Below are 5,273 nucleotides of genomic sequence, written 5' to 3' on the forward strand. Positions count from 1 at the left end.
GGCGGCGCGTACGGCACGCCGCGCCAGCGCGCAGTCGTCGTGCAGCCGGCGCAGCAACAGCCGCTGCTCCTCGCCCGTCGAGGCGCCGCTCGGCTGTGCGGTGCCCGTACGCTCCTGCGAACCGCCGCCGGGCGCCGGGGTCTCCCGCATCGCGCGCTGCACCGCCGTCTCGTACATCCGGATCTCCCGGGTCAGTACGAGCATCAGATTGACCAGGAACGCGTCCCTGGCCGCCGGGCCCTTCGCCTGCGCGAGCTGGCTGATCTGCCGGCGCGCCACCGGGGCGTCCCCGAGCACCGCCCACAGGGTCGCCAGGTCGTAGCCGGGCAGATACCAGCCGGCGTGCTCCCAGTCGACCAGTACGGGCCCCGCAGGGGAGAGCAGGATGTTCGACAACAGCGCGTCACCGTGACAGAACTGGCCCATGCTCTGCTTGCCGCCCGAGAGACCGTGCAGCAGCTTCTGCAGATCGCCCAGGTCACGGTCGGTGAACAGGCCCAACTCGTGGTAGCGCGAGATGCGTGACGCGTAGTCGAGCGGCGCCTCGAACAGACCCGCCGGTGGCCGCCAGGTGTTGAGCCTGGCGAGCGCGCCGAGCACCGTGCGGATGTCGGCGCGCGGCGGCGCCTCCACCGGATGCCGGGTCAGCGCCGCGGCGCGGCCCGCCATCCGCTCCACCACCAGCGTGCAGTTCTCCGGGTCGGCGGCGACCAGACGTGGCACCCGTACCGGCGGACGGTGCCGGACGAAGGCGCGATATGCCGCTATCTCGTGGCGGAACCTCTCCACCCAGACGGGCGAGTGGTCCAGCAGACACTTGGCGACGGCTGTGGTGCGCCCGGTGGCGCCGACGAGCAGGACGGAACGGCCGCTGCGGCGCAGCACCTGCACCGGATTGAACTCCGGGCAGATCCGGTGCACCGACGCGATCGCCATCCGCAGCTGCGCGCCCTGAGGGCCGGACAAGTCGATTCTCCCGCTGACCTGTTGGGCGGCCGTCCCCGCCCAGCGCCGCCCCCGGCCTACGTGCGTGGGGTCCAGATACGGTCCGCCGGGCCGGGGCGGGGCGGACACGGAGGACGATGCTGTGTACATGGGCGATACAGATCCCTTCGTGTGCCGACGAATTGCGTGCGCCGTCCCGCCCCGGCGGCCGGTCCGCACCCTGGGGAGTACGTCCGGCTGCCGGGCCGGGGTGGCGCGTTCCTACCTGACACCGGGCCGCGGGTGGCACACCATCTGGCGAACCCTGGCGAACCCTGGCGAATAGTCGCCACCCACGTGACAGGGGGTTACTGTCAACTCAGCCGAGAACCTGGGGGCTTGACGTGAGCGGAGATTCCAACACCCGTCTGTCGGATCTGTTCGGCCTGGCCGGCTGGTCCAAGGGCGAACTCGCGAGACTGGTGAACCGGCAGGCGGCGGCCATGGGCCACCCCCAGCTGGCCACCGACACCTCGCGGGTGCGGCGCTGGATCGACATGGGGGAGACCCCGCGAGAACCGGTGCCGAGGGTGCTGGCGGCTCTGTTCACCGAGCGGCTCGGTCGTGTCGTGACCATCGAGGACCTCGGGTTCGTACGCAAAGGACGCGCGGGGAAGCGACAGGACGCCGGGAGCGAGGACAATCCCGACGCCCTGCCGTGGGCGCCCGAACGGACGGCAGCGGTCCTCACCGAATTCACGGGAATGGACCTCATGCTCAACCGACGCGGCTTGGTGGGCGCGGGCGCAGCGCTCACCGCAGGCACCGCACTCAGCAGCGCCATGCACGACTGGCTGCACTCCGACCCCGTACTCGCCGCCGACGCCCCCAGGCTCGGCGATCCCCTGCACGCCGATCCGGCAGGCCTCGGCCGTTACGAGGCGGCCCCCATCGGGTCGCAGGAGATCGACGCGCTGGAGCGCTCCGTCGAGGTGTTCCGCAAATGGGACGCCGCGCGGGGCGGCGGCCTGCAGCGCAAGGCAGTGGTGGGCCAGCTCAACGAGGTGGGCGGCATGCTCGCCTACCGCCACCCCGACTCACTCCAGCGGCGCCTGTGGGGCGTCGCCGCCAATCTCGCCGTACTCGCCGGGTGGATGTCCCACGACGTCGGCCTCGAACCCACCGCGCAGAAGTACTTCGTCATCGCCACCCACGCGGCGCGCGAGGGCGGCGACCGGCCACGGGCCGGCGAGGCGCTGTCCAGGGCGGCCCGTCAGATGGTCCATCTGGGCCGCCCCGACGACGCGCTCGACCTCATGAAGCTCGCCAAGTCGGGCTCGGGGGAGGAGACCCTGCCCCGCACCCGCGCCATGCTGCGCACCATCGAGGCGTGGGCGCAGGCGTCCATGGGCCGTGGCCAGGCCATGCGCCGCACCCTGGGCGAGGCGGAGGATCTCTTCGTCTCGGACCGGGGGGACGTGCCGCCGCCGAGCTGGATGCAGATGTTCGACGAGGCGGATCTGCACGGCATGGAGGCCCTGGCCTTCCGGACCCTCGCCGATCATGACCCGTCGGCCGCCGAACTTGCCCAGCAGCACGCCAAACAGGCGCTGGAGCTACGGGCCAACGACCGGCGGCGCTCGCAGATCCTCGACTACATCTCGCTGGCCTCGGCGTGCTTCATCGCCGACGATCCCGAGCAGGCCGACACGTACGCCCGGCTCGCGCTGGTGTCGATCGGGGAGACCTCATCGCACCGCACCTGGGACCGGCTGCGCGAGATGTACCGGCTGACCGGGCAGTACGCGGGGTACGGCAAGATCGAGGACCTGCGCGAGGAGATCGAACTCTCCCTGCCGAAGAGCCCGTCCAAGAAGGCGAGGACCGCCGGCATCTGAGCGGAGGAGAACCCGGCCAGGGGTCAGCCGATCCTGGCGACCATCACGCACGCGGCACTGTCGCGCCCGCTCCCGCCGAACTCCCCTACGACCGCGCGCGCACCCGCCTGTGAGGTGTCCGAGGCGGTCAGCCGGGGGGCCAGCGCCAGCAACCGGTCCTGACCGGCGGCCTCGGCGTCGGTACGGGCGAGTCCGTCGGTGTGCAGCACCAGCGTGTCACCGGGCTTCAGCTGGACGCCCGCCTGCTCGTACCCGGCCCCCGAGGTCGCGCCGAGCAGGACGCCGTCCGGCTGGGTCAGCGCACGTCCCGTCCCGTCGCGGAACAGCAGCGGGGCGGGGCTCGCGGCCTGCGCCCAGACGAGCGTGCGGGTCGCCGGGCGGTAGCGGGCGCAGAGTGCGCTGCCCAGCGCCGGCTGCTCCGCCGTGTCGAGCAGCCGGTTGAGATGGCCCAGCAGCGCGCCCGGTTCGATCCCCGCGACGGCGAGTCCGCGCAGCGCGCCCAGCAGCATTGCCATCGTGGAGGCGGCGCCCACGCCGTGGCCGGTCAGATCGCCGACGGTCAACAGTGTGTCGCCGTCGGGCAGTTCGAGTGCGTCGTACCAGTCGCCGCCGATCGGCGCCGCGTTGGCGGCCGGCAGCCAGTGCGCGGTCAGGTCCAGGGCGCCCCTGCCGTCGCGGGTCAGCCGTAACGACGTCGTACGCGACGGCAGTACGGCCTCCTGCAGCTCGGTCACCAGCCTGCGCTCGGTCTGCGCGATGTGCTGGACGCGCCGCACCGAGTCGCGCGACTCGCTCACCGCCCGCTCGCTGCGGCGCAGTTCGCTGACGTCACGCAGGACCGCCCACATGGAGGCGGTGGCGCCGGCGCCGTCGAGGACGGGCTCGCCCATCATGTGCAGCGTACGGATCTGTCCGTCGGGCCGTACGACACGGAACTCGCCGTCGATGGGGCTGCCGTCGATCAGACAGCCCGTCACCATCGCGGTGAGCAGCGCCCGGTCCTCGGGGAACACCAGCGACGGCAGTTCGTCCAGCGACATCGGGCCGCACTCCGGGGGGCGTCCGAAGATCTGGTACAGCTCGTCGGACCAGGTGGCCTCGTCGCTGAGCAGATCCCACTCGGCGCTGCCGACCCGGCTGGGCGGTGTGCCGTCCTGGAGTGGTCGCTCCGGTGCCGCGCTCTCCTGCGGCTGGTCCGGCCTGCCGGCCTTCAGTTGGTTCAAGTGGGCGCCGAGATCGTCCAGTTGGTGCACGGCCAGATCACAGAGCGCGCGCTGCCAGCGCCAGACCGCGTCGTCGTCGCCCGCCGCGGTGTTCCTGCGGACCGCGTCCACCGAGCCGCGCAGGAGACGGGTGCGGTTGATGAGCGCGTCCATCTCGCCCCGCTCGGGGGGCTGGGGGGCGGGGCGGTCCGCGAACAGAGGGGACGACATCTGGTACTCCGGTAGAGGCGCGGTACTGCGGGGTCCGGACGATGGACCATTACGACTGTCGCACAGCCGCTGACAGCCCGTAAGCCGTTTGGCGACACTCGGTTCGATGATGCGTCTGGCATATGCCAGAGGCGGCGACACGGCCCGTTCCGCCCGCCCGGCGCTCAGCCGGCGGCGGGCGCCTCCTCCATCACTCGCTTGAGATTGCGCAAGGTCGTACGGATGTTCCTCGCCTGGAAGGCAGCGAAGGTGTGGCCGCTCGTCGCGATCCGGTCGAAGACGTTGGCCACGGCGTCCGGCCAGGAGCGCCGGTCGTCCGTCCAGGTCTCGACGACGCGGGTGCCGCCCGGGACCGGCTCGAAGCGGTACTCCCAGCTCGCGATGGGACCGCGCAGCCGTGGCGTGCGCAGCCCGATGGCGTGCACACGGAAGGCGAACCGCTCGCCGGGGTCCGCGGCCGTGACCGTGCAGCGGGTGGTCCAGCGGGCGGGGCCGCGCTTGTTGCGGCCGACGAAGACCATGCCGACCCGCGCCGGGCCCTCGCCGTCCTGCACGGTCGCGCCCAGATTCTCCGGACTCCAACGGCCCATCTGCGCCGGGCTGCTGAGCTGTTCGTAGAGGGTCCGCGGTTCGACGGCGATGACGATGCTGTCCGAAACGGTGAAGGTGCGCGGCATGGGGGGCTCCGATCGTGTCTACCCGATGGTAACCAAGCCGCCCGGACCAACTTTGGTCCATACCAACTCCTTGACGACCCCTCCGTACCTCCCTTAAATCAAGTATTGAAATAAGAACCATGAAGTGTCATGCGCATGACCCCCCACTCGAAGTGATGTGATGACCTGTGCGAATCCCCTGGCGGCGCCGGACGGCGCTGTACGCCGTTGCTCTGATCTGCTGTTCCGGCGCGGTGGCGGCGATGCCGGCCGCCGCTTCGGCGGCCCCGGCACCCGAGCCGCGCCCGGCGGCCGCGGCTGCCACCTTCACCGACGACTTCGACGGTCCCGCGGGAGCGGCG

General features: G+C 71.6%; 4 protein-coding genes and 1 pseudogene. 2 read left to right on the forward strand and 3 right to left on the reverse strand.

Going from position 1 to position 5,273, the window contains the following annotated elements; genetic code table 11:
- Nucleotides 1–1,095, reverse strand: a 1,095-nt coding sequence (locus tag HY68_RS32270; RefSeq protein WP_041998491.1) for an aminoglycoside phosphotransferase family protein, incomplete at its 3' end; no start/stop codon positions are given.
- A gap of 233 nt (nucleotides 1,096–1,328) precedes the next feature.
- On the opposite strand from HY68_RS32270, the gene HY68_RS32275 reads away from it, so the two are divergent.
- Complete coding sequence (locus tag HY68_RS32275; RefSeq protein WP_041998493.1) at nucleotides 1,329–2,822, forward strand: hypothetical protein; 1,494 nt, start codon at nucleotides 1,329–1,331, stop codon at nucleotides 2,820–2,822.
- 23 nt (nucleotides 2,823–2,845) lie between these two features.
- Here the strand turns inward: HY68_RS32275 and HY68_RS32280 are convergent, their stop codons facing one another.
- Entirely contained in the window at nucleotides 2,846–4,255 is a 1,410-nt protein-coding gene (locus HY68_RS32280) for a SpoIIE family protein phosphatase (RefSeq protein WP_041998495.1), read from the reverse strand.
- Nucleotides 4,256–4,419: 164 nt separating this feature from the next.
- Nucleotides 4,420–4,932, reverse strand: a complete 513-nt coding sequence (locus tag HY68_RS32285) for an SRPBCC family protein (protein ID WP_041998498.1) — start codon at nucleotides 4,930–4,932, stop codon at nucleotides 4,420–4,422.
- 197 nt (nucleotides 4,933–5,129) lie between these two features.
- On the opposite strand from HY68_RS32285, the pseudogene HY68_RS45755 reads away from it, so the two are divergent.
- Nucleotides 5,130–5,273, forward strand: a pseudogene (locus HY68_RS45755) (glycoside hydrolase family 16 protein); the annotation flags it as partial.

Source organism: Streptomyces sp. AcH 505, assembly GCF_000818175.1.
In the GTDB taxonomy this organism is placed as follows: Bacteria; Actinomycetota; Actinomycetes; order Streptomycetales; family Streptomycetaceae; genus Streptomyces.